General features: G+C 60.2%; 17 protein-coding genes. 10 read left to right on the top strand and 7 right to left on the bottom strand.

Going from position 1 to position 21,425, the window contains the following annotated elements; all coding sequences use genetic code 11:
* Nucleotides 1–29: 29 nt before the first annotated feature.
* From ABD243_RS09260 to ABD243_RS09250, 3 genes are all read left to right on the top strand, one after another.
* Nucleotides 30–902 carry a ribokinase gene (locus ABD243_RS09260; protein WP_344364629.1) on the top strand — a complete coding sequence of 291 codons (873 nt, stop codon included), beginning with the start codon at nt 30–32 and terminating at the stop codon, nt 900–902.
* On the top strand, nt 899–1,393 hold the full coding sequence (locus ABD243_RS09255) for a GNAT family N-acetyltransferase (RefSeq protein ID WP_344364627.1): 495 nt from the start codon (nt 899–901) through the stop codon (nt 1,391–1,393). The genes ABD243_RS09260 and ABD243_RS09255 overlap by 4 nt, the downstream gene beginning before the upstream one ends.
* Before the next feature lie 95 nt (nt 1,394–1,488).
* The gene (locus ABD243_RS09250) at nt 1,489–2,787 is read left to right on the top strand and encodes a flavin-containing monooxygenase (RefSeq protein ID WP_344364624.1); all 1,299 of its coding nucleotides are present in this window, start codon (nt 1,489–1,491) and stop codon (nt 2,785–2,787) included.
* Nucleotides 2,788–2,817: 30 nt separating this feature from the next.
* Here ABD243_RS09250 and ABD243_RS09245 read toward each other — a convergent pair whose 3' ends face one another.
* Together ABD243_RS09245 and ABD243_RS09240 are read right to left on the bottom strand one after the other, a co-directional pair.
* Entirely contained in the window at nt 2,818–3,576 is a 759-nt protein-coding gene (locus tag ABD243_RS09245; RefSeq protein WP_344364622.1) for a hypothetical protein, read from the bottom strand.
* Nucleotides 3,577–4,022: 446 nt separating this feature from the next.
* On the bottom strand, nt 4,023–4,463 hold the full coding sequence (locus ABD243_RS09240) for a PDDEXK nuclease domain-containing protein (protein WP_344364619.1): 441 nt from the start codon (nt 4,461–4,463) through the stop codon (nt 4,023–4,025).
* On the opposite strand from ABD243_RS09240, the gene ABD243_RS09235 reads away from it, so the two are divergent.
* Nucleotides 4,446–5,258, top strand: coding sequence for a hypothetical protein (locus ABD243_RS09235; RefSeq protein ID WP_344364716.1), 813 nt, complete (start codon nt 4,446–4,448; stop codon nt 5,256–5,258). The genes ABD243_RS09240 and ABD243_RS09235 overlap by 18 nt on opposite strands.
* Nucleotides 5,259–5,551: 293 nt before the next feature.
* Nucleotides 5,552–6,205, top strand: coding sequence for a hypothetical protein (locus ABD243_RS09230; RefSeq protein WP_344364617.1), 654 nt, complete (start codon nt 5,552–5,554; stop codon nt 6,203–6,205).
* Nucleotides 6,206–7,285: 1,080 nt separating this feature from the next.
* Here ABD243_RS09230 and ABD243_RS09225 read toward each other — a convergent pair.
* From ABD243_RS09225 to ABD243_RS09205, 5 genes are read right to left on the bottom strand one after another with little or no spacing between them, the layout of a single operon-like run.
* Nucleotides 7,286–8,032, bottom strand: coding sequence for a DUF6339 family protein (locus ABD243_RS09225; protein ID WP_344364614.1), 747 nt, complete (start codon nt 8,030–8,032; stop codon nt 7,286–7,288).
* A complete protein-coding gene (locus ABD243_RS09220; protein ID WP_344364612.1) occupies nt 8,029–8,919 on the bottom strand; it encodes a hypothetical protein in 891 nt (296 codons plus the stop codon). The genes ABD243_RS09225 and ABD243_RS09220 overlap by 4 nt, the downstream gene beginning before the upstream one ends.
* Nucleotides 8,916–10,775, bottom strand: a complete 1,860-nt coding sequence (locus ABD243_RS09215; RefSeq protein ID WP_344364610.1) for a hypothetical protein — start codon at nt 10,773–10,775, stop codon at nt 8,916–8,918. Before ABD243_RS09215 ends, ABD243_RS09220 begins: the two co-directional genes overlap by 4 nt.
* Complete coding sequence (locus ABD243_RS09210) at nt 10,768–11,781, bottom strand: PD-(D/E)XK motif protein (RefSeq protein ID WP_344364607.1); 1,014 nt, start codon at nt 11,779–11,781, stop codon at nt 10,768–10,770. Before ABD243_RS09210 ends, ABD243_RS09215 begins: the two co-directional genes overlap by 8 nt.
* Nucleotides 11,771–14,434 carry a Z1 domain-containing protein gene (locus ABD243_RS09205; RefSeq protein ID WP_344364605.1) on the bottom strand — a complete coding sequence of 888 codons (2,664 nt, stop codon included), beginning with the start codon at nt 14,432–14,434 and terminating at the stop codon, nt 11,771–11,773. Before ABD243_RS09205 ends, ABD243_RS09210 begins: the two co-directional genes overlap by 11 nt.
* 248 nt (nt 14,435–14,682) lie before the next feature.
* Here ABD243_RS09205 and ABD243_RS09200 point away from each other — a divergent pair, with 248 nt between their 5' ends.
* From ABD243_RS09200 to ABD243_RS09180, 5 genes are all read left to right on the top strand, one after another.
* Entirely contained in the window at nt 14,683–15,798 is a 1,116-nt protein-coding gene (locus tag ABD243_RS09200; RefSeq protein ID WP_344364602.1) for a DUF475 domain-containing protein, read from the top strand.
* 22 nt (nt 15,799–15,820) lie between these two features.
* Nucleotides 15,821–16,417: a TerD family protein gene (locus tag ABD243_RS09195; RefSeq protein WP_344364600.1), complete on the top strand. Its 597-nt coding sequence runs from the start codon at nt 15,821–15,823 to the stop codon at nt 16,415–16,417.
* Nucleotides 16,418–16,449: 32 nt separating this feature from the next.
* Nucleotides 16,450–17,031 carry a TerD family protein gene (locus tag ABD243_RS09190; RefSeq protein ID WP_344364598.1) on the top strand — a complete coding sequence of 194 codons (582 nt, stop codon included), beginning with the start codon at nt 16,450–16,452 and terminating at the stop codon, nt 17,029–17,031.
* 1,656 nt (nt 17,032–18,687) lie between these two features.
* The gene (gene dcm / locus ABD243_RS09185; RefSeq protein WP_344364596.1) at nt 18,688–19,935 is read left to right on the top strand and encodes a DNA (cytosine-5-)-methyltransferase; all 1,248 of its coding nucleotides are present in this window, start codon (nt 18,688–18,690) and stop codon (nt 19,933–19,935) included.
* 97 nt (nt 19,936–20,032) lie between these two features.
* A complete protein-coding gene (locus ABD243_RS09180; protein WP_344364593.1) occupies nt 20,033–21,277 on the top strand; it encodes a type II restriction endonuclease in 1,245 nt (414 codons plus the stop codon).
* Nucleotides 21,278–21,425 lie beyond the last annotated feature (148 nt).

Raw genomic sequence — 21,425 nt, 5'->3', positions numbered from 1 at the left:
CCTTTGGCTTGACCTGATAGGACTTCTTCATGAGCACTCGACTTCCTGCCCTCACCGTCGTCGGCAGCATCAACCTCGACATCATCGCCACCACGGAACGGCTTCCCACCGCCGGCGAGACCATCGGTGGCGGTGTTCTTCAGCAGCAGCCCGGCGGCAAGGGCGCCAACCAGGCCGTGGCCGCCGCCCGGCTGGGCGGGAGCGCCCGGATGATCGGCGCTGTGGGCAGCGACGCCCAGGGCCGCCTGATGGTCGAGTCTCTGTCCGGCGCGGGAGTGGACACCACTGATGTGGCAGTGCTCGACGGCGGCGCGACCGGTACGGCGCTGATCGTGGTGGACCGTGACGGCGAAAACCAGATCGTGGTCTGCCCGGGGGCGAACGCCGGGTTCTCGCTGGCGGGTATGGCCTTCGGCCCGGAAGAGACAGTGCTCTGCCAGCTCGAAGTGGCCCTGCCCGTGGTGCTGGAAGCCGCCCGCCGTTCCTCCGGCTTCTTCGTGCTGAACGCGGCCCCGGCCATGGACCTGCCGGCGGAGCTGCTGGAGCGGTGCGACCTGGTGATCGTCAACGAGACCGAGTACGAGCTGATTCCGGCCCTGGCAGGGGCAAAGCTTGTCGCTGTGACCTACGGGAAGGACGGGTCGGCGATGTTCGAGCACGGGCGACGGGTGGCGGAGGCTCCCGCTTCGGCCGTGACGGTGGCGAACACCATCGGTGCCGGCGACGCGTTTTGCGCGGCTCTGGTCCTGGCGATCCGGGCGGGGCTTCCCTACGGCCGCTCGCTTGCGGTGGCTAACGCCGTGGGTGCCGATGCGGTGGGCGATCCCTCTTCCCAGCCGGCCCTGGCCCGCCTGGAGGAGTACGCTGCCCGGGTCACTGAAGTTGGTGTTGCTTGCCGGTGAATTTGGTTTTCAGACCTGCCCGGCGCGCCCACTATCCGGAGGTCCGGAGGATCACCCGGGACGCGTACCTCCGCCCCGGTCATTTCTCCGGCGGGCACCCGTACATGAGCGTGCTGGAGAACGTGGAACACCGGGCGGAGCATGCCGAGGCGTGGGTGGCCGAAGCCTCGGGCGCGGTGATCGCGGCGGTGACGCTGACCTTCGCGGGGCAGCCCTACAGCGAGATCGCCCGCGACAATGAGCTGGAGTTCCGGATGCTCGCTGTTGATCCGGCTGTTCAAGGCAACGGGGTGGGACGCGCCGTTGTCCGCCGGATCCTCGACCATGCGCAGTCATTGCCGGATATCAGCGGAATCAGCATCACGAGTGCGACGTTCATGGAACGGGCCCATGGTCTCTACGAATCCCTGGGCTTCCAGAGGGTTCCGGCCGGCGATTGGTACGTGCCCGGCGAGGATGTGCTTCTCTGGGTGTTCCGGCTGGAGGTGTAAAGAAGCCTCCCCGGGAAGCTGCTGTACGCGGCGACGATGCGGGCATATCCTGCCAACAAAGCCAGCTCTGCACATATGGCTACGGGAGAAGAACCATGGAGACCCCGACGGCCGCCCGACATGCGGCACCGCAAAGCGTCAACACCCTTATCATCGGTGCCGGGCAGGCTGGCCTGGCCACGAGCTACTGGCTCAGCCGGGCCGGCGTCGAACATCAGTTGCTGGAACGGCGCGAAACGCTGGGCGGGGCGTGGCAGGACCGGTGGGACGCGTTTTGCCTGAACACGCCGAACTTCTCGCTCGCGCTGCCGGGCATGCCGTATGACGGCCCCGCCCCGGAAGCGTTCATGCTGCGAGATGACCTCATCGAGCACTTCCGGACCTATGCGGAGCGCATCGGCGCTCCTGTCCGCACGGGTGAGGATGTCACGCGTATCGCGCCCGCGGAGGGCGGCGGCTTCAACGTGGCCACAACCCGGGGCAGCTGGCGGGCCCGGAACGTGGTGCTCGCTACCGGCGGCTACCAGAAGCCGAAAATCCCCGCACTGTCGGCGCAACTACCCGGCCACATCCTGCAACTTCACACCGACAGCTACCGCAACCCGGGCCAACTGCCGGAGGGAGCCGTGCTCATCGTTGGCACCGGCCAGTCCGGCGGCCAGATCGCCGAGGAACTGCTCGCCGCCGGCCGTGAAATTCATCTGGCGGTGTCCACGTGCCCGGAAGCGCCGCGCCGGTACCGCGGCCAGGACCTCCTCTATTGGATGATGCAGCTGGCACAATTCGGCCCCGACTACGGACTGAACGGCCTCACCGTGGGGCAGTTGCCCTCCCCCGCGGCGAGGTTCGCCTGCAACCCGCTGGTGTCCGGCGCCGACGGCGGCCACGACATCCACCTGCGGGACCTCGGCCGGCGCGGCGTCCGGCTGCACGGCCATTTGGAAGCGGTCGACGACGGCGATCTCGTCTTCAGTGATGACCTTCCGGAACGCCTGGGCCTGGTGGAGGCGGCGTTCTACCAGCGGATGAAGCCGATGTTCGACAGTTATATTGCCGCCACCGGCATGTCCGCACCGGAGCCGGACCCGCCGCGCAGGGACGACTGGCTTCCTTCGGAGCCGGCGCGGCTGAACCTCGAAGCCGCCAACGTCACGTCCGTCCTCTGGGCCACGGGCTACCGGCTGGACTTCAGCATCCTGGACATCCCGGTGCTGGACGAATGGAACTACCCACGGCACCAGCGCGGCGTCACCGAACACCCGGGCCTGTACGCCGTCGGGTTGCCGTGGCTGACCGGGCACGGCTCGTCCATCGTCGCGGGCGTGGGCCGCGATGCCGAATACATTGCGCAGCACATCGCTGAGAACAATGCACAGAACATCGCCGCCCGGTGAAGCCGGCGTTCCAGAGGTGTGACCACCCGGTCAAGGCCCGTCGAAGTCCACTGGCGCGGCGAGGCCGGCCGAGCTGAACCAGTCCCTGGTCCAAGCCTGGACCGAGGGCATCGCGAGTTGCTCGGCAACAAGCTCCGGCGGCCCGCCGAACACGGCCTTCCCCTCCTCCAGGAGGTCCCCGCTGCCGCTGCCGGCGAGGAGCCCGAAGAGGGCAGGCTGGTCGAGGAAGGGAAGCTTCCCGCCGTCGCCGTCGGTCAGCACGCCCCAGCGCGAGGTGAACAGCGAAAACGCCTCCGGACGTTCCCCGTGGTCCGCCACGAGCGGGCAGGCCTCGGCGCCGAGCTGGATCCGCCGGTAGTTGGGCTCCGTTTCGTCGAGGGCCATCAGCTGGACATCGTCCAGCCACGAAAGCCAGACCGCTGTGCACTCCCCCAGCAGCGGATACGGGGCGGCGGCGATGTAGCCGGCCCTGCTCACGTGGGCGGAGTGGCCAACGGCGATGTTGTGCAGCTGGCCCCGGACCAGCGGCAGGACCGCGCTGACCGGCTGGCAGTAGTTGGCGAATTTCCGCCGCATCACGTCGGCGCTCGAATTCGAGCCGATGGAGACCACCAGGGAACGGGCGTCCAGCGGAGCCGCGCCGGCTTGCGCGAGGGCTTCATCCAGTCCGGCTGAAAGCTCAAGGGTTCGGAATGCATTGCCGTCCATGACACCCGAGGCCACGGGCGGGTCCCACGGATACAGCAGCGGATCGAGATGGCCGGGGCCGCCTGCGCGGTTCAGTCCCATGGGGTCAGCCGAGCGAACAAAAATGAAGCCATCGGCATCCCGCTGGAGACTAAACAAGGTGGCCCGCTTTCGTGGTCGGGACTTCCATTGTCCCGCCCTTGGGGGAACCGGACCCAACGTGGGTTCAAATCCCCCCGTCACCGCGAATGAGAAAGGCCCTGCTTCCCTTGTAAACAAAGGGAAGCAGGGCCTTTTGCTTTGCCTGGGACGGACTCATTGGCAAAGATTTGGCAAACCTTTCCTACGGCACGCGAGCCCAGCCGTTGACTTGGCGCTACAGCCCAAGGCCCGGGGCGGTCATGCCAACAAGCATGCATTTCCCTGAAAAGTTTTCACATTCGGTCGGCACCTTGGGTATGTCCCGCCGAGACCCCATCAGGCGGGACACTAATGCTCGGCAGCTCCCTAATGCCAAGCAACGTACCGAAGCACTGCAGAACGCTGCCTCAGGCGCCCTGGACTTCTCCCGCGAAGGCATCGGCATCAGCATCAGGTTCGGCCCATTTCAGGGCTGCGACAAGGTGTCCTTCGCTGGGGAGTGCCTGTAGTTCTGTCTGGGGGATTTTGTCGTAGGTGTAGGAGGCGACGCCCATGGGTGGGGTGGAGCGTCCCAGGCTGTACCGGACACTGCGGACGTTTTTGATACCGCAGATGAGGATTCCGATGGTCTCGCTATGGTGCTGGCGCCGAAGCCCGTCATCGACGAGCGGGACGTAGAAGTTGACCTTGCCGGCGTATTCGGGTTGAAGCTTACCCATCTTGAGCTCTATGACGACATAGCCCGTTGACAGCACTAACAGCCAGTCATTGGCGCCTCTCTCCCGCGCGGAGGGCGACGGGCGATATGTCAGCTTTCTTACAAGCGGACGATGGCTGATGGTGGGCATTACCGTGTGGGTATGGAACCTGATCACAAGCCCTCAGTTATCAGCCGGCTACTGGACGAGGTGTCGTGGGAGGGCAGCAACGTGAAGCGTTACCGGGACGGCGGCCGCGGCATGGAAAACCCGCTGACTGCAGAGGTTTTTCAGGGTCTGTCTAACCTCCCGCGAGACCTGTTCCTCGGGGAAGTCCTGCGTTGCGCCCATGGCGCCGACCAAACGCGACTTGCGGCCGCCGACGAGGCTGAACTTGCTGACCTCGATGTGCTGCCGGGCAGTCTCCTGCTGCCTGACCTCAGGATCGATGTCCAGCCGGACGTGTGGGTGACCGGCCCCTCGGTCCAACTTTTAGTGGAGGCCAAAGGCTTCAGGAAAGGCGCCACGTTCAATGTCGAGCAGCTTCCCCGCGAGCTGCTCTGCCTGCAGGCGCACAGCGGCAACCGCACACCCTTGCTCCTGCTGGTCCTGACCACTCCCCCACCCATCAGGCTCGCCGGCAGCGGCCGCCACGAGGTCGACGCCGGTGTTGCCGTGGGTCTTGAATCCCTGTGCACCCGCGCGGGAATGACTGCTGAAGACTATGAGGCGTTGCTGGCCTCAATTCCCTTCTGTGTCGCATGGATAACCTGGTCTGAGATTTACACCATTGTCATGCGGCAGAAAAACGCCCTATCGGGTCTCCCCTCCAGCATTGCTGCGTCCCTCCACCGGACCGCTGACGGCGTCGCCCAGGCCATCAAATGGCACTCGGGCGGCCTCGTACTCGAAACTCTGGCCGTCGTTGATCAGCCCTTGGGTTGACCGCTGATTCGGAAGTCTGTCACTACCGGAGTCTGTGAGTCGCTGCCTGCGGGCCGACATCGGATATATGTCTAGTAGTACCCTGCATATCTCATCCGATGAATCACGCAGGCCCTCTCCCGCGGAGTTCTGCGCCACGCTTCCGAAGAGCTCCTGTGGGGCGGCATTCAAGGGTTTCTCCCACTCGCAGTCGTGGCGCGGCGGTCCGCTTCGGCAGGGTCAAAACAGAAGAAAGCGCCTCTGACCTGTGGCTTTGTTGGGATGATGTATTTAATGAATCATCGATTCAGATTTTGAAGCAGGTTACCAAGGCACGCGTCGAAAAGATGCTGGCGAGTCAGCAACCGCTGGCGGTCGAGGAGGTTGCGCGTCTGCGACGGGTTAACCCCGACAAATCCCCCGCAGAGCTTTCCGCTTACCGCAACCGGTCCTATCTACGTGAAGTCAGACGAATTGGTGCGGCCGCTGGCTTGGCGGGGACTGGCCAAAGGGCACCCGGCGATCCGCGTGAGTTCCAGCAGGCCTCGGCCCTCTATGTGCTCACCGTTGCCGAGCTCCACCGCTTGCACCCCGAAGACTTTGAGCGGCGAACCCAACTGCTGGAATTTGTCCTCACAGGTAACGTTCTCTCCCGTGCCACCACCTCGGAGCCTGTGATGAGCCGCACCGTGCCCCATTTGTCGAAGAAGATTCTGGACTCGATTCCGATGTCAGCGATCAACAGGGCCAACAGACCCCTCGGACCCCGGTTCACGACCAAGCGGGGCACGGTGCAAGGCAAGATCGTCCTCGAACAGATCCTCCCCCATGTCATCGGTGTCGGCATTGGCGCAGGCGGATACCACCTGTCCGGGTGCTTCGTGATCATGACCGCGAAGAAGATCCTTGACCCAGCGGCCGCGTCATGGGACGACGCGCAGTCCAGTGACACGGGCTCTTCGTCATAGGCCTCCGCCGCAAATAGCCCTGGAAGTTGCCGTGGACGTCCAGTTCACCGCGGCCGGCACTCCCCTGGCCGTCCGGCATGAGGGCCGGATCTGGGCCGTGGCGGCCGACCCGGTGCGCTGGTTCGCCCGGGATTCCTGTTGGGACACTCCGGCGCACGGCGGCCGTCGGCAGCGGCGCAAAGTGGCTCAGAAGGTCTCCCGTGGCTTTGGACATCACATATCTCCCGCATATGAGGCCATTCTGCCCGGCATCAGGAGACGAATGAATGATCGCGGTTGCCTAATAGCTCTGGTTTTCTTCCCCGATGAGGATCTTCTCAGTTACGCCCTCGCGGGCGGTTAGGAACTCCCGGAGCATTTCTCTCGAGGGAAAGTGCCATGTCTATTCCTTTGGTTGAGTAGTGCCAGCCATATGGCTGATTTGTTCCAATTCCGCCCAGGGCCGCGCGCGTCGAAAACCTCGGCGCTGTCGTCGACTTGCAACGGACTCGACGTCGACACGCCCGTATGCCCCGGGCACTGGCCGGCGGGCCTGCGTTTGTCACCAGGTCCCTCGGGTTGCCCAAGGTCCGGTCCGATCACCTGTGACTGTCCACATCACGAAGGCGCAGACCAGCCCCTCCTGTTGGTCGCATCCCCGTTCTGGGTCCGCGGCCGCGCGTACGAAGGACTCGTTAGCGGTCTATTCGGTTACCGGGTGTTGAGTCGAACATGCGCGGCCACGAGCGAGGCTGCCTCGCCGTCCGCTCGCGCATAACGGATGATCGCCCCGACACACCTGTAGAGGCCGAAGACGATCGCACCCCAGAAAACAAAGTAGACGCCACCCGATTTTGGTGCTGACGACAGTGTCCCCAGACTAACGACTAGACCGGCAACGAAAATGGCGCCGTTAATCACTGCAGAATTGCGTGCTTTCCGCCGAATCGCGGTGGCCAACTCTTGAGCGGCCCTGCTTATTTCCGACATCTCATACCCCCAAGAATTCGTGAGTCCTGTTCGGCCTGTCTATCAAAAGACAACCCGAGAAACAGCCTTCTATTGCCAGGCCACGCCCTCGCGCGAAGGCCGGCGTTAGGCTCAGCTGCACTCCCCCACGACCCCATCTAGGTAATCGGCGAGAACGCTGTTATGCATGGCGTCCATAGCAATATGAGACCGCTCAGCTCGAACCAGCTTGATCGCGTCGCGAAGGAGTTCAGCGCGGTTTCCCTTGAATCCCTTCATTTCCGTCCTCCACAGAACCTGTTTCAACTGCTGTGCGAGCCGTGCATTCTTAGCAATCGTCGGGCGCTCCATGATTTGAACGAACTCGTCTTCGTTCAACGGCGAGCACCCGGGCGGAACCCAAGTGAGATCGGGTCCCAGGACGTGCGCCCTCCACCACAGTCTGCGTAGTGCGTTGCGCGGCTTCCCCAAGAGTCGATCAACATGCCTGGTAGGGAACCGCCATGGTGCCAGTTCGGGAACCAAGACCAAGGCGATGAAGGACCACACGCCTTCCTCGGCGGCGTCCGCTGGAACAATACCCATATCGCGGCGAAGAATCGTACCGCAGATTCGGTCGAACTCTCCCAGCTTTGACGTTTTGAGTGGCTCTGGGAAGCCAAATTCTTCGCATAGGCTACGCAGTGTCGCCTGCAAGTCAACAAGCTGTTGGTCGGATACGGGGAGGCCACCTGTGGGTGAACACGCGGCGTCGGCGTGGTGTAGCGCTCCACGATCTTTGAGTTCTTCCACAGTGAGGTGCTCATGCTCCTCGACAAGTAAAGCAGCACGGTGTGCATCCAGCCTGGGATACAGGAAGACGAAGTCATTGGCGCTCAATTGAATAGTCCTCGGTTCTGCTGAATTCGGGCTTCGAAGGCACCAGTGTCGTTTGCGAACTCGTGAGCCAGATGTTCGACTGGAACGTCCGGCCACAGAAGAGCCAAGCTTGCTCGAAGCCCGCCGGCGACGCTCAGGTCGTCGAAATCCGTGTCACTGTCCAGCACTTCAGGCATACCCAGCCCTGCCGAAGCTATTCGCCTCGATACATCAACGTCAATCATTCTTTGGATTTGAGCGGTAGACGCATCTTTCGCGCCGCTGAGGAGCTTTTGAATCTCAGGGCGCCCCGAGTTCAATACAACCTTGATATTGGACAGGAACAACGCGTGCGGGTCCGTGGCATCGATGTGAATAAACCATCCCGCATGACTCAGTTTCGGCCTGGTGATGTTGAAGTCTTCCGCGTATGTAGGGAACTGGGCTCCAATACCCTGAAGATAGGTCTTCTGAGTCACTGACCACAGAATCGCGCCCTGTTTCGAAGGAGCCAGTCCGTCCAAGGGCTCGGCGTTCGTCACGACAACCTGCGTTGTGACCGTGAGACGCCGCGCAAAGTGCTGACCGGGTACCTCCACGGTCAGGGCTCGGGCGTCGTTCCAGCCAGATGGAATATCAACCAGCTTGAGGACGCTTTCCGTGCTCGTAGCTTCAGAGGAGGCTGTCACCAAGACACCGAGTCTGCTCCCCGGGCCCAAGTGAGATTCGGACAAGATTTGCGCTTCATCGAGCGTTATGAAGGCAGACAGAATTAGCCGGGTTTGATAGTCCCAGTGCTCAAGCTCTTCGGGGAGGGCGATGTTCTCATCACCGAGCTGTTGGTACCAGCCGTCGAAAGTTATGCTCTCCGACGGTGGAACTAGGAATGGCGGTACTTTGACTTTCAATTCAGAGCTCCTGGACCAGGAGTCGCATCTACATCCCACATGACACTCATGCGTCCGGAATTGGCCGCTTCCAGGACGACTCTCTGCTTGTGTGTGCCTTCGAGAGTGATCTCGGAGTCGATGCCATGCACATCGAAGTCAATGCCATTGGCGCTCACTTTTCGTAGATGCAGGGTCTTGTCGAGAGACGCGTCAAGACTGGCTCCGTCCAGAGCTATACCCACGCTGATCTTCAGCGCAGTCGCTGCACTGCCGGCGGCCGGGGCAACGTCAATGATCGCTCGAGAGACATGCAGTCCGTCCACGATCTCAACGGTTGAGCCGACCAACGCGAGTGTCGGACGAGCCGCCGAGGGGCTTGGAGTGGGAACCGGTCTGGCCTTCCGACCTTTGCCTTGACCCGCCTTGCCAAGGACCAAATGGCCCAAGGCGTCCGCCACGCCTGCGGTGCTGACAGCGCCCTTCGTGGGGGGCGGAGCAATTGTTCCCCAGCGGTCTGTTACCGCTCTTTGGATGTCTCGCAGCACTTTCCGGAGAATGTTCTTCTCCATCCTGTCGTCCACCGTGTCCGGATTCCATGCATCGTGAGTGGGCGGCTCAGCGCGGGCAAAAATTCCATCGAATTCATCTGCAGCACGGAAAACCCCAGCCCACTCAATGGCAGGGTCCGGCGCAATCGGACCCGCCAAGTATTCAATAACGAGCTCAGGGCCGCGGAGCAGCGCAACATGGTGCGCAGCCGAGTTCGTGAAGGGGGACGCTGGGGGCGGAGACTCGTCGTCGTCCGGATCGTGTCCGTCGTCCACAACTGCTCTCTGTTCCCGGGCGAACGGGACCGTACCGAGATGACCCAAAGTCATCTTCTTGGGTGTGATTCGCTCGATTGGACGTTTCTGGAAAGTGAGAGAGGCCTCCTCCCCCATGACCAGGTCTTGATAGGCCTCGACAAACCTGGCTAGCGGCGGACGGCTGGTGAAAGCGGGAATAGGGACTTGAACACCGTCGTGTCGAACGGAACATTGGAGAGGCGCCACCTCATCTTCGCGAGGAACGAGTTTGGGCCAGAGGTGCCAAAGAATCGATTCAGTAAGGAAGGTAGTTGCTTGCCCAGGCGTCCGTTGCCCGAGGTCAGGGGCGATGATCATGACGTTGGTCCCCAGTTCCCCATCCTTGAACTCCGGCATGCCGAGGCGTGCGGCCAGCGCCTCGGCAGCTGCGCCTTCGACGGGCAGCGGCGCACCGTCACCGTTGACTCCCCACCAATGGCGGCCCGTGAAGTTCTTGCCGCCTCGAACGAAGCGGTTGCCGATTGCAGCTGCAATTACGCGGGTGATTGTTTCGCCGCGGTGGGTTGTCCGGCTGTGGATAATCACCGAATTGGCTTGCGACACGACGTAAGCAATCGTTTTGCCAAATCCGTATGTTCCCCCCGTATTGCCTTCCGTCTTCGATTTGCCGGCGTTCAGGACAAAATTCGCCCAGTTCTGTTTGCCGTCGGTAGATACCTCATCGGCGGTTGCCGGTCCATCCAAGCCTCGAGTGCCGCGATCAGACACTATCAGCACGTGCAGCTCCCGGTCTTCGAGCACCCGGTTCAGCCGGGTTCCATGGACCTCAGCGGCGCTCTTGAAAACTTCCGTGCGCAAGACCTGTTTGAGTCCATCTGTTGCCTTTCGAAGGTCCAAATCAAAACGGACCGTTCGGGCACCCTGGGGGCGTGCATCCCAACTATTCTGGGCCGTCTCTCGCACCAGCACCGTCAAAGGGTCCAAGGAAGGTCGGCCCAACAGCTTGTAGAAGCCCTCTGCCGACAGGCCACCGCTTGCGGGGAGGCGCTCGGGGATCCATTCAAGCATGAGGCGTTCCTTCCGCCAGGCACATGTAGACAGCATCGAGCTGGGGTTGCGAAAGCGAGGCGTTTAACTGCCCCGCCAAGTCGATGACGTAGCTGATCTGCTCCACTCCGTCAGGGACCTGAGCCTGGACAAACTTCCCAGGAACTATCCGCGGGAACGCTGGTTCCGTCACGTCAAATGTGTGTTCAGTTGAGATGCTGAGCGCGTATGCCCCGTAAACGTCTTCGAAGCCGGCCCGGTACCCTGCCCTCAGCAGAAGCAGTTCAAATTCAAGCGGATCGATATTGAGTGCCTTGATCCGACGAATTGCCTTCGGCAGCGAGTCACCCTCCGGGGCGAGCAAGAACTTGAACAGGCTGAGGTGGAGAGTGCCATCCTCTGGCTCCTTGAGCTGTTCCACACCACTGATTTTGGTTCGATTTCCCTCGCGTGCGAGCGAAGCCTTGACTTCCAAGGCGTGCCCACTGACCCTGAAATCGTGTTGTGACTTGAAGGGCCCGGACCAGACGGCCAATCCTCGCGCGGGGTCACGCGACAGGATGCGCTCCAACGTCAGCAATTCCGCAAGCAGCCCAGCGACCTGGGGAAGGGTGAGGAAACCGGACGACTTTGTCTGCGCAAAGAGCTCTCGCCAATGATCGACATGATCGGTCAAAACCCCAGCACATGGTCCTGAGGACGGCAGGCGTCGGACCAAGTCGCGAACAAAAATGATGAAGACGTCGTTTAGGTCCGAATCAACGCATGTGACAGATGCATACGATCTACCCTCGACGAGAGTGCGCTCCAGACGAATGGCGGCGCCGCCCAGCTGATCCGCGAATCCCTCATCACCGAGCAGCGGAACGAGCACTGTAAACTCGCCCGCCGGGTTAGCTGCGGCCATGAGGGGGCCAGCTTCGATAGTTGGCCCCAACGTGTGCATATAGAGCTCGGCCAAGCCTTGAACGGCAAGAGAGTGGACCACGTTCCAGATTGATTCAAAGGAATACTGGTTAGCCGTCAAGAGACACCTGGTTCAGGGTGCTCTCGGTATCAACGTATACATCTTCATCAGCGTCCTCGTCGGCCATCGCTGTGATGGTGCTGCTGTCCAACGTGCCCAAGTCAACGTGCATCATGTCTTTGGGTTCAGAGCTCGGAGCCGCCGCGGGGAGGCTCATCGCCAAGCCGACGAGCGGACCAACCGCGTCCAGCTGAACTCTCTTTTCGCCCTTTGCGTTCGTTTCTGGATTAGCGCCCTCGGACATTAAGGCCGGCTTCGAGTTCGGCGCGATCGGGTAGATCAGCAGTAGGGGGGTGCCGGACTCGTTTCGCGCTTTTACGATGGCCGAAGTGGACGACGGATGACGATCCAAGTCCATAGTAAAGTCCGACGTCGAAGTGATCGCCTTGAGGTAGGCAGAACCGTCCTCCCAGTCCTCCCGCGCACCGACAACGACACGTGAGCGTCCGATCGGGTGGAAGGGCTGGTCAAGTCCCATGCTGACGTCCTCGTAGTCGGGATGCGGCGTTTCCCTGGAGATCACCGCAACATTCCAAGAGACCAGCTTCCCGCATTCGACCTGGCGTCGGACGTAATCGGCCAGCAGGTTTCCACCCATTTCCGAAGAGGAGTGGAACGAGTATTTGCTCAAGAAAGTCAACACGTTCTCGGCCGTGACATCCTTGAGCAGAAGCGAGCCCGGATGCATGGTGTCCAGAGTGGCCTTCCCAGCATTATCCGATATCAGTCTCGTGGCCGCCTCCCAGTTCCCTTCAACGACGCTCTCGGCTTTGTGATCGAACATGATTGTCTGCGGCCGTGCAGAACTAAACGACGCCGTAACCGGGATGGCATACTGCATTTTCAGCTTGGACGTGATCTGCATCTTGGGATGCAGCAAAAGCCTCACCGCCAACTCACCAGGGGTCAACCCGTCCTGGGCATATCGCGCTATATCTTCTCGTATGGACGATTCAATCTCTGACAGGAAACGAAAATCCTTGGCCAACGACGCGGTAGTCCACACGCGCGGAAGGTCCGCGTAACCGGTCCGATAGCCAAACCAACGGCCCATTTGAAGTGCCGAATCGTACATCGTGGAGCTTCGCAGGAAGAAGGATGAGACCAGTCCTTCCAGAGTCAGCCCGCGGGACAAAGTATTTCCTCCAACAGCGATGACCGTAGCCGGCTCGTCAGTATAGATGAGACGGTCGTCGGAGAAACTGTTGTCCGCTAGCACTTCAATCTTCTCCAGCACGGATGGCACAGCTTCCGACATCTTCTGGAAACTAACCGCAGGCAACTCATGCCGCTCCGCTGGCTCGGCCAGCGTTTCAAATTCCCACTGTTGGCGCCACACGTCCACAGCACCAGCAGACCACTCTTGGGAAAGTACCTTCAGGTGTTTTCTGATGACGGGAACGAAGTCCAGCTGCGGCTGAACTCTCATCGTGGTGTGCACAAGCATGCTGGAGTGTTCATCCTCGCAGGCACGGACTCGTCTTGCAGCCGTGGCCATAATGAACCACCTGATGGCATCACCGAGAGCGGGCGATATTTTGGCCGGCGAAGATTTCTTAGCTGTGACGACATACCCTTTGGCTTCGGCTTCAGGCACGAAGCGGATCATGTCGTGCCCTGCCGCCGTGGGCACTTCTTCATCTTCGGAGACGGGAGCTCCGAAGAGCTCCTCGGCACCGAAATAGTCCTTCGGCTTCGGGAGTGGATAAATGAAGTCGCGGGGGTAAATCCCGTCAGAGTCCTTCGGGTTGGCGAGGACATTTGCGAAGGGCGTCGCGGTGTAACCCAGATAAGTCACTTTGGGGAAATTGAGAAGTGCCTTCAGCTTCGCGTGTATAGCCGAAGTATCGAGTTCCGAACCAGGCTTCGTTGTGTTGGCTGTGTTGATGCTGGCCTGATCTGCTTCATCGTCGATGATCAGGATGGGGCAGTTGTTCAGAGCTCCATGCTCTTGCGCTGTCTCCAGCCAGTTAACGAGGTTGGTAAGTCGGGACACATTCTTCTTCACCACAGCAAGAAGTTTGAGCTCGCTCCCAGCCACCAGCGGCAGCGCCATCACCGGGTTGCCGAAGTCGGCTTCTTCGGTAGTCAGTCCAACCCAGTTGATCGGGTTGATATCGACGATCTGCTGCTCCAGGCGAAGTTGGGTTTGACGCCGGAGAGAGTTATGGACACCCGACAGAACGATGAAGAGCCTGTATCCGGCGTCGGCGGCCTTGGCAATCGTCGCCGTGAAGTTCGCGGTCTTGCCGGACTGCACGTACCCGAGCACGAGGCCGCGCTTGGCGAACAGACGGTCGGCGGGGTTGCCGAGCCTTGCCACAACCGCCGTGGACGTCTCATCCAAGGACGGCACTGCATCTTTCCATTTTGCTTGGCCCAGCAGCTCATCCCTAAGCTTCGGCCAGAACTTGTCCTGAGCCTGAGGTCCAAAATACCAAGGGGCAAGGTTCGTCGGCTCGAGAACCAGTTCTTGATCCGTCTTGAGGACATCACGAAGAATTTCGAAGTACCGGTTTTCCACCTGATCCAGCAACAGTGCGTCTAGCCCCATCACTGCCAAGGTGTCCTTCGCGTCATGGACCGAGCTGCCCGCTGCGACGATCATCGTTAGCTGCTTCAAGCACGCTTCATGCTTCTCGGTCCACTCCATCGTTCATTCCCCATCGTCGGTCCTGCGTGCACGGGCAGCCCCGATTCTGACGTTGCCCACCGACAATATACATAACGCCCGCGGGCGTTCGACCGCAGAAGACCAATAAGACACGCGCTCACTACCGCAGCGCCGGGTAGGGCTGTGGCTAAGATCATCAAATCAAGTCGGGGGGGAGACGTACTCCCGGTAGAAACCCGTTGTCTGCCCGACCTGGGGGACACGATTCATCAGGAGTTCGAAAAACAGTGTTCCTCAAAACATTCGGGTGGTCTTTCGGGGTCACCGCGATCGCGTTGGCGCTCGCCCTTGTCTACGGCGGCCCTCAGGCGCTGATCCTCTGCCTCATCCTAGGCATTCTTGAAATCAGTCTCAGCTTCGACAACGCAGTGGTCAACGCACGCATCCTGGAGCGAATGAACCCTTTCTGGCAGAAGATGTTCCTCTCAGTCGGCGTGATAATTGCTGTGTTCGGAATGCGCGTCCTCTTCCCGCTCTTGATTGTGGGCGTTACTGCCAAGCTGAACCCCGTCGAAGCCGTCAATCTGGCGCTCCAGAAGGGAGACCCGGACACTCCGGGAACCTATGGATACCTGCTCCACGAAGCCCACCCTCAAATTGCAGCCTTCGGCGGCATCTTCCTTCTAATGCTCTTCCTGGACTTCATTTTCGAAGATCGGGACATTAAGTGGATCAAGGCTCTCGAAGTTCCTCTCGCAAGGATGGGCAAACTTGAGGGTGCTTCGATGGTGACGGGTTTGGCCGCTCTGGCAGCCGCAGGGTTCCTCTCAGGGGAAAAGCAGGGCATTGTTCTGTTGTCTGGCCTCATGGGTATGGTGACTTATCTTTTGGTCAATGGACTCGGCAACCTGTTCGACGTGGATCAGGACGGCGACGTCGACTATGACGATGCCTCTACGGCTCTTCACACTGGACCCAGCGGCGCTGCCAAGCTCGCGGGCAAAGCTGCGTTCATGCTCTTCCTCTATCTCGAAGTCATCGACGCGTCCTTCTCCTTCGACGGTGTAATCGGTGCGTTCGCCATCACTTCGGATCCGATCATCATCGCCCTGGGCCTTGGGCTCATCGGGGCGATGTTCGTCCGCTCGTTGACGGTGTACCTCGTACGTCAGGGCACACTCGACGAATTTGAATACCTCGACCATGGCGCCCACTGGGCAATCGGCTCCCTCGCGGTAATTTTGCTGGTCACCATCACTGTGCCCGTCAATGAAGTCGTAACGGGACTGATCGGGGTCGTCTTCATCGGCGCTGCATTCGCCGGATCGGTGGCCCGGAACAGGAAAGCCGCCGCTGCCGCGCAGCCGGAAGAGCGTCAACCGATTTCAGCGGTCAATAACTAACAATCAAGACAGGAGCACACCAATGGGCTTGAGCCTAAAAAAGGGACAGGCGCTGTCCCTCGTCAAACAGGACGGTAAGTCGCTGACCCAGATCCGTCTGGGTCTGGGCTGGGACGCTGTAGTCCCCACCACACGGGGCTTTTTTGGCAAGACGAAGACTACGGCGATCGACATTGATCTCGACGCATCGGCGATACTTTTCGATGTCAATCGGCAGCCCTTGGAAATCGTCTTTTACAACCAGTTAAAGAGCAAAGACGCGTCCATCCGGCACACTGGTGACAACCTCACTGGTGATGGTGACGGTGACGACGAGACCATTGAGGTCAACCTCGCTTCGGTCTCACCGGCAGTCGCGCACATCGTCTTCGTCATCACCAGCTACAGTCAGCAGTCGTTCGACTCAGTCGAGAACGCATTTTGTCGAGTAATCGATGATTCTGTCTCAACCAGTCCAGAAGTGGCGAATTATCAACTGACCGAGTCGGGACCGTACACGGCGATGGTCATGGCCAAGCTCTTCCGCGTCGGCAGCGCGTGGAGCTTCCAAGCGCTCGGCATACCGGCCCACGGTAAGACTCCGCACGACGTCGTGCACGCCGCAGCGGCCGCCCTCTAACACCAAACGACAACAACTAAAAGGAGACAACTTTGGCAAGCTTGACCCTCAGCAAGGGAAGCAACCTGTCCCTGAGCAAGGCCGACCCGCAACTTCGCAAGGCGATGATCGGCCTCGGATGGGATCCGCGGACGACGGCCGGGGAACAGTTCGACCTTGACGCATCAGCGTTGTTGCTGACGGCAGCAGGCAAAGTGCGATCAAATGACGACTTCATCTTCTACAACCAGCTGGCGTCGACCGATGGCTCGATCGTTCACCAGGGCGACAACAGGACTGGTGAAGGTGAAGGAGACGACGAGCAGATCCTTATCGATCTCTCAGCTGTCTCCGCGGAAATCGAAAAGATCGTCATTGTCGTTTCCATCGATCAGGCAGAAGCTCGTCGTCAGAACTTCGGCCAGGTCAGGGACGCGTTCTGCAGAGTTGTCAACGAAGACACGGATAGCGAAATTGTCCGCTACGACTTGACCGAAGATGCGGCAGCCGAAACTTGCATGATTTTCGCTGAAATTTACCGCCACAACGGCGAGTGGAAGTTCCGTGCCGTAGGCCAGGGCTACGCAACCGGACTTCGCGGTATCGCCTCCGATTTCGGCATCGTCCTCGACTAGCCAAGTTGGGCCCATGGAGATGATTGCTTCCATGGGCCCAACCCACATCACTACCTCCGGGCCCAGCTTCAATGACTGTGAGCGCTGGGTTCACTGGTTCGACTGCCAAGTACCTGTTGAAAATCCGCGTTCGACGCCGGTAAGCGGCTCGGCTCTCTCGCTGAAGTCGGCGGCGGGCTGCGCAAAGCCTGAGTGTCCAGCAAGCCCGGTTGTCCGTGATTCGCGGATCCTGATCCTTGTGGTGACGGCGCCATTTGTCCGTCTGTCCTAGTCCGAGCCTGGCGGAGGCTTCGTAAGGGACAATCGCGGTTTGTCGGCTGATGAGCCGGTGACGGCGGGGCGCCGGTTCCATGTTGCTGCTGCGAAACGCTGTTCCCTTAGCCACTGCGGCGTATTCTCGGGGCGGTTGTGAAAAACGCAGGCCACCACGCTGGCCTCGGTGCTGTGCTGAACCCGACACTCAACGTAGCCGCGTGCGGACCGCACTGTAGCCGAATCCTCTGGGGCTGCCGTAAAAGTGAGGTTGCGTGGTCCAGCCGCTGAGCGGCTCGGGGCGCGTGGAGTGGTCTGGTCCCTCCGGTCGACTGCCTTCTCGCGAGGTAATCCCGTGAACGTTGCTTGATTTACTGGGTGCTGCGCAGTAGCGGGTTTCGTCGGCGAGCATATTGCGCATGCTCCGAGAAGTACCAGCGCCAGCGCCAGGAAGCCCCCTATGACGGGGATGAACCACAACAGCAGACCGAGAAATATCAATACAGCCATCCCGTTCGCCTTTTCAGTATCGACAGCAAATGCGATACCGATGAATAGCCAGGCGAGGGCGACGACCCATCCGACGTTGGGGATCCATACGGTGCAGACAGCGATCAGAATTCCAAGCAGGACGGAACCGAACTCCTGGCTGATGCCGTCAACCCTGTTCCCAGAGTTCGGGGCGGGGCGGCCTCCACGGCAGTGCTGGCATTTCGCTGCTTTTGCGGGGCTGCGGTGTTGGATATTGCACGAGGCGTAGTGGAGTCCCGGGAACTTGTCAGACGCGGTCAGCGTCCGGTGGTTCCTTTGTGACTCGAAGACCCCCCTTTCGGCCGCAATACCGGCAGGGCGGCCTGGGTTGGCGCCCGTCCGGGTGATCCGGATAACCTTTTTCACGGAACGCGGCGTTATCCTATTCTGGGCATCCCGGATCGGGTGGGCTGCCCGTCGCACACTCCGCGGGACCACGCGCCGTGCTAGAAACCCCATAACCTTTGCCCTGTCTATCGATTGATTCGAGGCTGAATCTAGCACGGGAGTCCCTTCGAGCCCGACGAACCTGCCCGTCGTGAGGCTAGGCAAGGACCGACCTGAGCCGCGGCGGCCACGCTTCGAGCGCTTCGCCCGTCCTGACGCAGCCGGAATCGCGGCAACGTCGCAGCTTGCTTACGCCATACCCAGGGAAGTCGGTCTTCACACCTACTTGTGGCGATCAGACTCGTGGTCGCGCATAGCGTTGGGAGTGACTTGCTTGTCGGAGGTGCATGGCAATCTAGGTCCAGCTCAGACCCAACGAACCGCGCAAGTCGCCAGATCGCCGAATTAGCCGGTATCGGCGTGGCGAGTCTTCTGCCGGGTCATTTATACGACAGAATGTCGGGTGAACAACCCAGTTAGGACATTATGGACACCGCAACGACCCTCCTCTCCCAAGCCCGCGCTCGCTACACCCAGCGACAGCTCGCGGAGCAACTGAACGTTTCCCAGCGGACTGTGGCCCGCTGGGAGAATGGTGAAACGCCTTGTCCCACAATGCTGGCGCCTGCCCTGAAGGAGCTGCTCGGGATCAGGACGGCCGCTGCCAATCAAGACTTCACGTTTATTGATCTCTTCGCGGGTATTGGTGGGATACGCAAGGGATTCGAGGCCCACGGCGGGCGCTGTGTCCTCACCAGCGAATGGAACAGCTACGCCCAGAAGACCTATCTGGCTAACTTCCCGGATGACCAGGAGGATGTCCACACCTTTGTTGGTGACATCCAGCCATTTCCTGCAAGCGAAATACCCGACCACGACGTCCTTCTTGGCGGTTTTCCTTGCCAGCCGTTCTCCATCGCTGGCGTCAGCAAGAAGAACTCGCTGGGCAGGCTCCATGGATTCGAAGACGCAACGCAAGGAACCCTCTTCTTCGACGTCGCTAGGATCATCAACGAAAAGCGTCCCGCCGCGTTCATGCTGGAGAATGTCAAGAATCTTCGGTCGCATGACAAGGGACGAACCTTTGCCGTCATCATGGAGACACTGCAGGAGGAACTCGGATACGAGATCCACTTCAAGGTTATTGACGGTATAGGTTTCACGCCACAGCACCGGGAACGCATCATAATTGTGGGCTTCCGCGAGCCCACTGATTTCAGCTGGGATGATCTGGAACTGCCTCCGGTGGGCCCGAAATTGCACACGATTTTGCACCGGACGGACGGTTCGGAGCCGCTTCTCGAGTGGGACGGCGACCGATACTTCGATCATGACAACCGCGAGGTTCAACCGAAGTTCACACTCACTCCAAAACTCTGGGCCTACCTGCAGGCCTATGCGGCGAAGCACAAAGCCGCTGGAAACGGATTCGGCTACGGGCTCGTCCACCCCTCAGGCACAACTCGAACTCTGTCAGCCAGGTACTACAAAGATGGATCCGAAATTCTCGTGTCACAGGAGGGAAACCGGCCGCGCCGACTGACCCCTCGAGAATGCGCCCGCCTCATGGGCTACGAAGATACTTTCCGAATTCCGGTCAGTGATACCCAGGCATACAAGCAGTTCGGAAACAGCGTCGTGACACCAGTCATGCGCGAGGTCGCCCGAATCATGGCACCGCACGTGCACCAAATCCTAGGGGCTTCGAAGGCAGACCAGAGCATGTCTGCCTAACGCGATCACACTGTGTCGTGGCGGCGGCTTCCGTCGGCGCCACGCTACATTGTTGTCTGCGGCATGCGAACATCGACTCTTTTTTGGGGGCAAGTGCGTGGATTTCGGAAATCTGGCTGATCACTTTGACGGTGTCGCTGCCAAGGTTCTCAGTACGGTGGAAACTGTCGGCAGAAGTTCCAACCAGCACGAGCTTGACGGCGTGAAGGTGCTTCAGGCACTTTTTGGAAGACCGTCAGCGAAGCTGACAATCCCCACCCGATTCCTCCGTGTCAGCGACGAGACCGACGAGCCCACGTCAGAAGACGGCACTCTGACTTATTACGACGCCAGAATCAATACTCCGAATCGTTCCGAGTATCGGCTCTACTACCCGGCGTCAGTTGATGTAATGAGGACAGCCGAAGCCGGCGACATCGTCTTTATAGCCAAGCGCAAAGACGGCGGCGCGCTCTTCATCGTTGCGCCAGCGGGTTCTACCGTTGCCGCCCAGCTCGACTGGCTCTTCGGGACAGCCGTCCTGGAGCACTCAGGTTTCTCCGTTCGGTCCGCATTGGAGAACGACAGCCTTCCCCTGACGGCCATGTACCTGCTCGACACGCTCGGCATTTCCGTAGAACCGTCCAACGACGACTGGCTGGATCGCGTACTGGAACGGTTCGGTCCGAGGTTCCCAACATCGGCCGAGTTCGGAGCCTTTGCTCGTTCCACGCTCCCCGGATTGCACCCGGCCGATGACCCAGATTCGGTGCTCATGGCTTGGATGGAACGTGAAGAACTCCTATTCCGGACGCTGGAACGCCACCTCGCCGCCGACACCTTGGAAAGCCTCTACAGCGAGGGGCGAGTGGACTTGGACCGTTTCATCGAGGTCTCCCTCTCCCTGCACAACCGCCGCAAGAGTAGAGCGGGCCGAGGCTTGGAAAACCATCTCATAGCTCTCTTCGCCGCGTTACACCTGCGCCACACGTTCAACCCGGTGACGGAGCAACGCATACGTCCGGACTTCATATTCCCCAGCATTGACGAGTACCGCAACCCGACATTTCCGGATGGCGATCTGACGATGTTGGGCGTCAAGACGAGCTGTAAAGATCGGTGGCGGCAAGTCCTCAGTGAGGCCAGTCGTGTCCCCGACAAGCACCTACTGACATTGGAGAGTCCGATCAGCGTGGCTCAAACTGACGAAATGCGCGATCACCGGATCCAACTCGTAATACCCCGCCCGCTGCACCAACCTTTCAAGCCCCAGCAGCAACAGTGGCTGATGAGTTTGGCCGACTTCGCAAAACTTGCCAATGAACGCGACCGGCGGGGACCAGCGCAGATTGCCCTACTGTAGCTGCACTCGTCTGGATTCTCTTGCACGAAAGCACGTCGGCGCCATCATAGGAGGCGGACTGAACTTTGTAATCGGACAAGCCCTCGTCAAGGCGACGCAGCGCGCTTTTGGCGAACCAGATTCCGATCTCGATGTTGCTTCAACTGAG

It is taken from the genome of Arthrobacter humicola, assembly GCF_039531445.1.
GTDB classification, from domain to species: domain Bacteria; phylum Actinomycetota; class Actinomycetes; order Actinomycetales; family Micrococcaceae; genus Arthrobacter; species Arthrobacter humicola.
The sequence above is the reverse complement of the archived record's forward strand: the minus strand, read 5'-3'. Positions and strand labels throughout refer to the sequence as shown.

What these genes read in the sequence shown, in the direction of transcription:
- ABD243_RS09205 (WP_344364605.1), bottom strand. Translation starts at nt 14,434, where the DNA reads ATGGAGTGGACCGAGAAGCATGAAGCGTGCTTGAAGCAGCTAACGATG.
- dcm (WP_344364596.1), top strand. Translation starts at nt 18,688, where the DNA reads ATGGACACCGCAACGACCCTCCTCTCCCAAGCCCGCGCTCGCTACACC.
- ABD243_RS09240 (WP_344364619.1), bottom strand. Translation starts at nt 4,463, where the DNA reads ATGCCCACCATCAGCCATCGTCCGCTTGTAAGAAAGCTGACATATCGC.
- ABD243_RS09260 (WP_344364629.1), top strand. Translation starts at nt 30, where the DNA reads ATGAGCACTCGACTTCCTGCCCTCACCGTCGTCGGCAGCATCAACCTC.
- ABD243_RS09235 (WP_344364716.1), top strand. Translation starts at nt 4,446, where the DNA reads ATGGCTGATGGTGGGCATTACCGTGTGGGTATGGAACCTGATCACAAG.
- ABD243_RS09195 (WP_344364600.1), top strand. Translation starts at nt 15,821, where the DNA reads ATGGGCTTGAGCCTAAAAAAGGGACAGGCGCTGTCCCTCGTCAAACAG.
- ABD243_RS09215 (WP_344364610.1), bottom strand. Translation starts at nt 10,775, where the DNA reads ATGCTTGAATGGATCCCCGAGCGCCTCCCCGCAAGCGGTGGCCTGTCG.
- ABD243_RS09250 (WP_344364624.1), top strand. Translation starts at nt 1,489, where the DNA reads ATGGAGACCCCGACGGCCGCCCGACATGCGGCACCGCAAAGCGTCAAC.
- ABD243_RS09245 (WP_344364622.1), bottom strand. Translation starts at nt 3,576, where the DNA reads ATGGGACTGAACCGCGCAGGCGGCCCCGGCCATCTCGATCCGCTGCTG.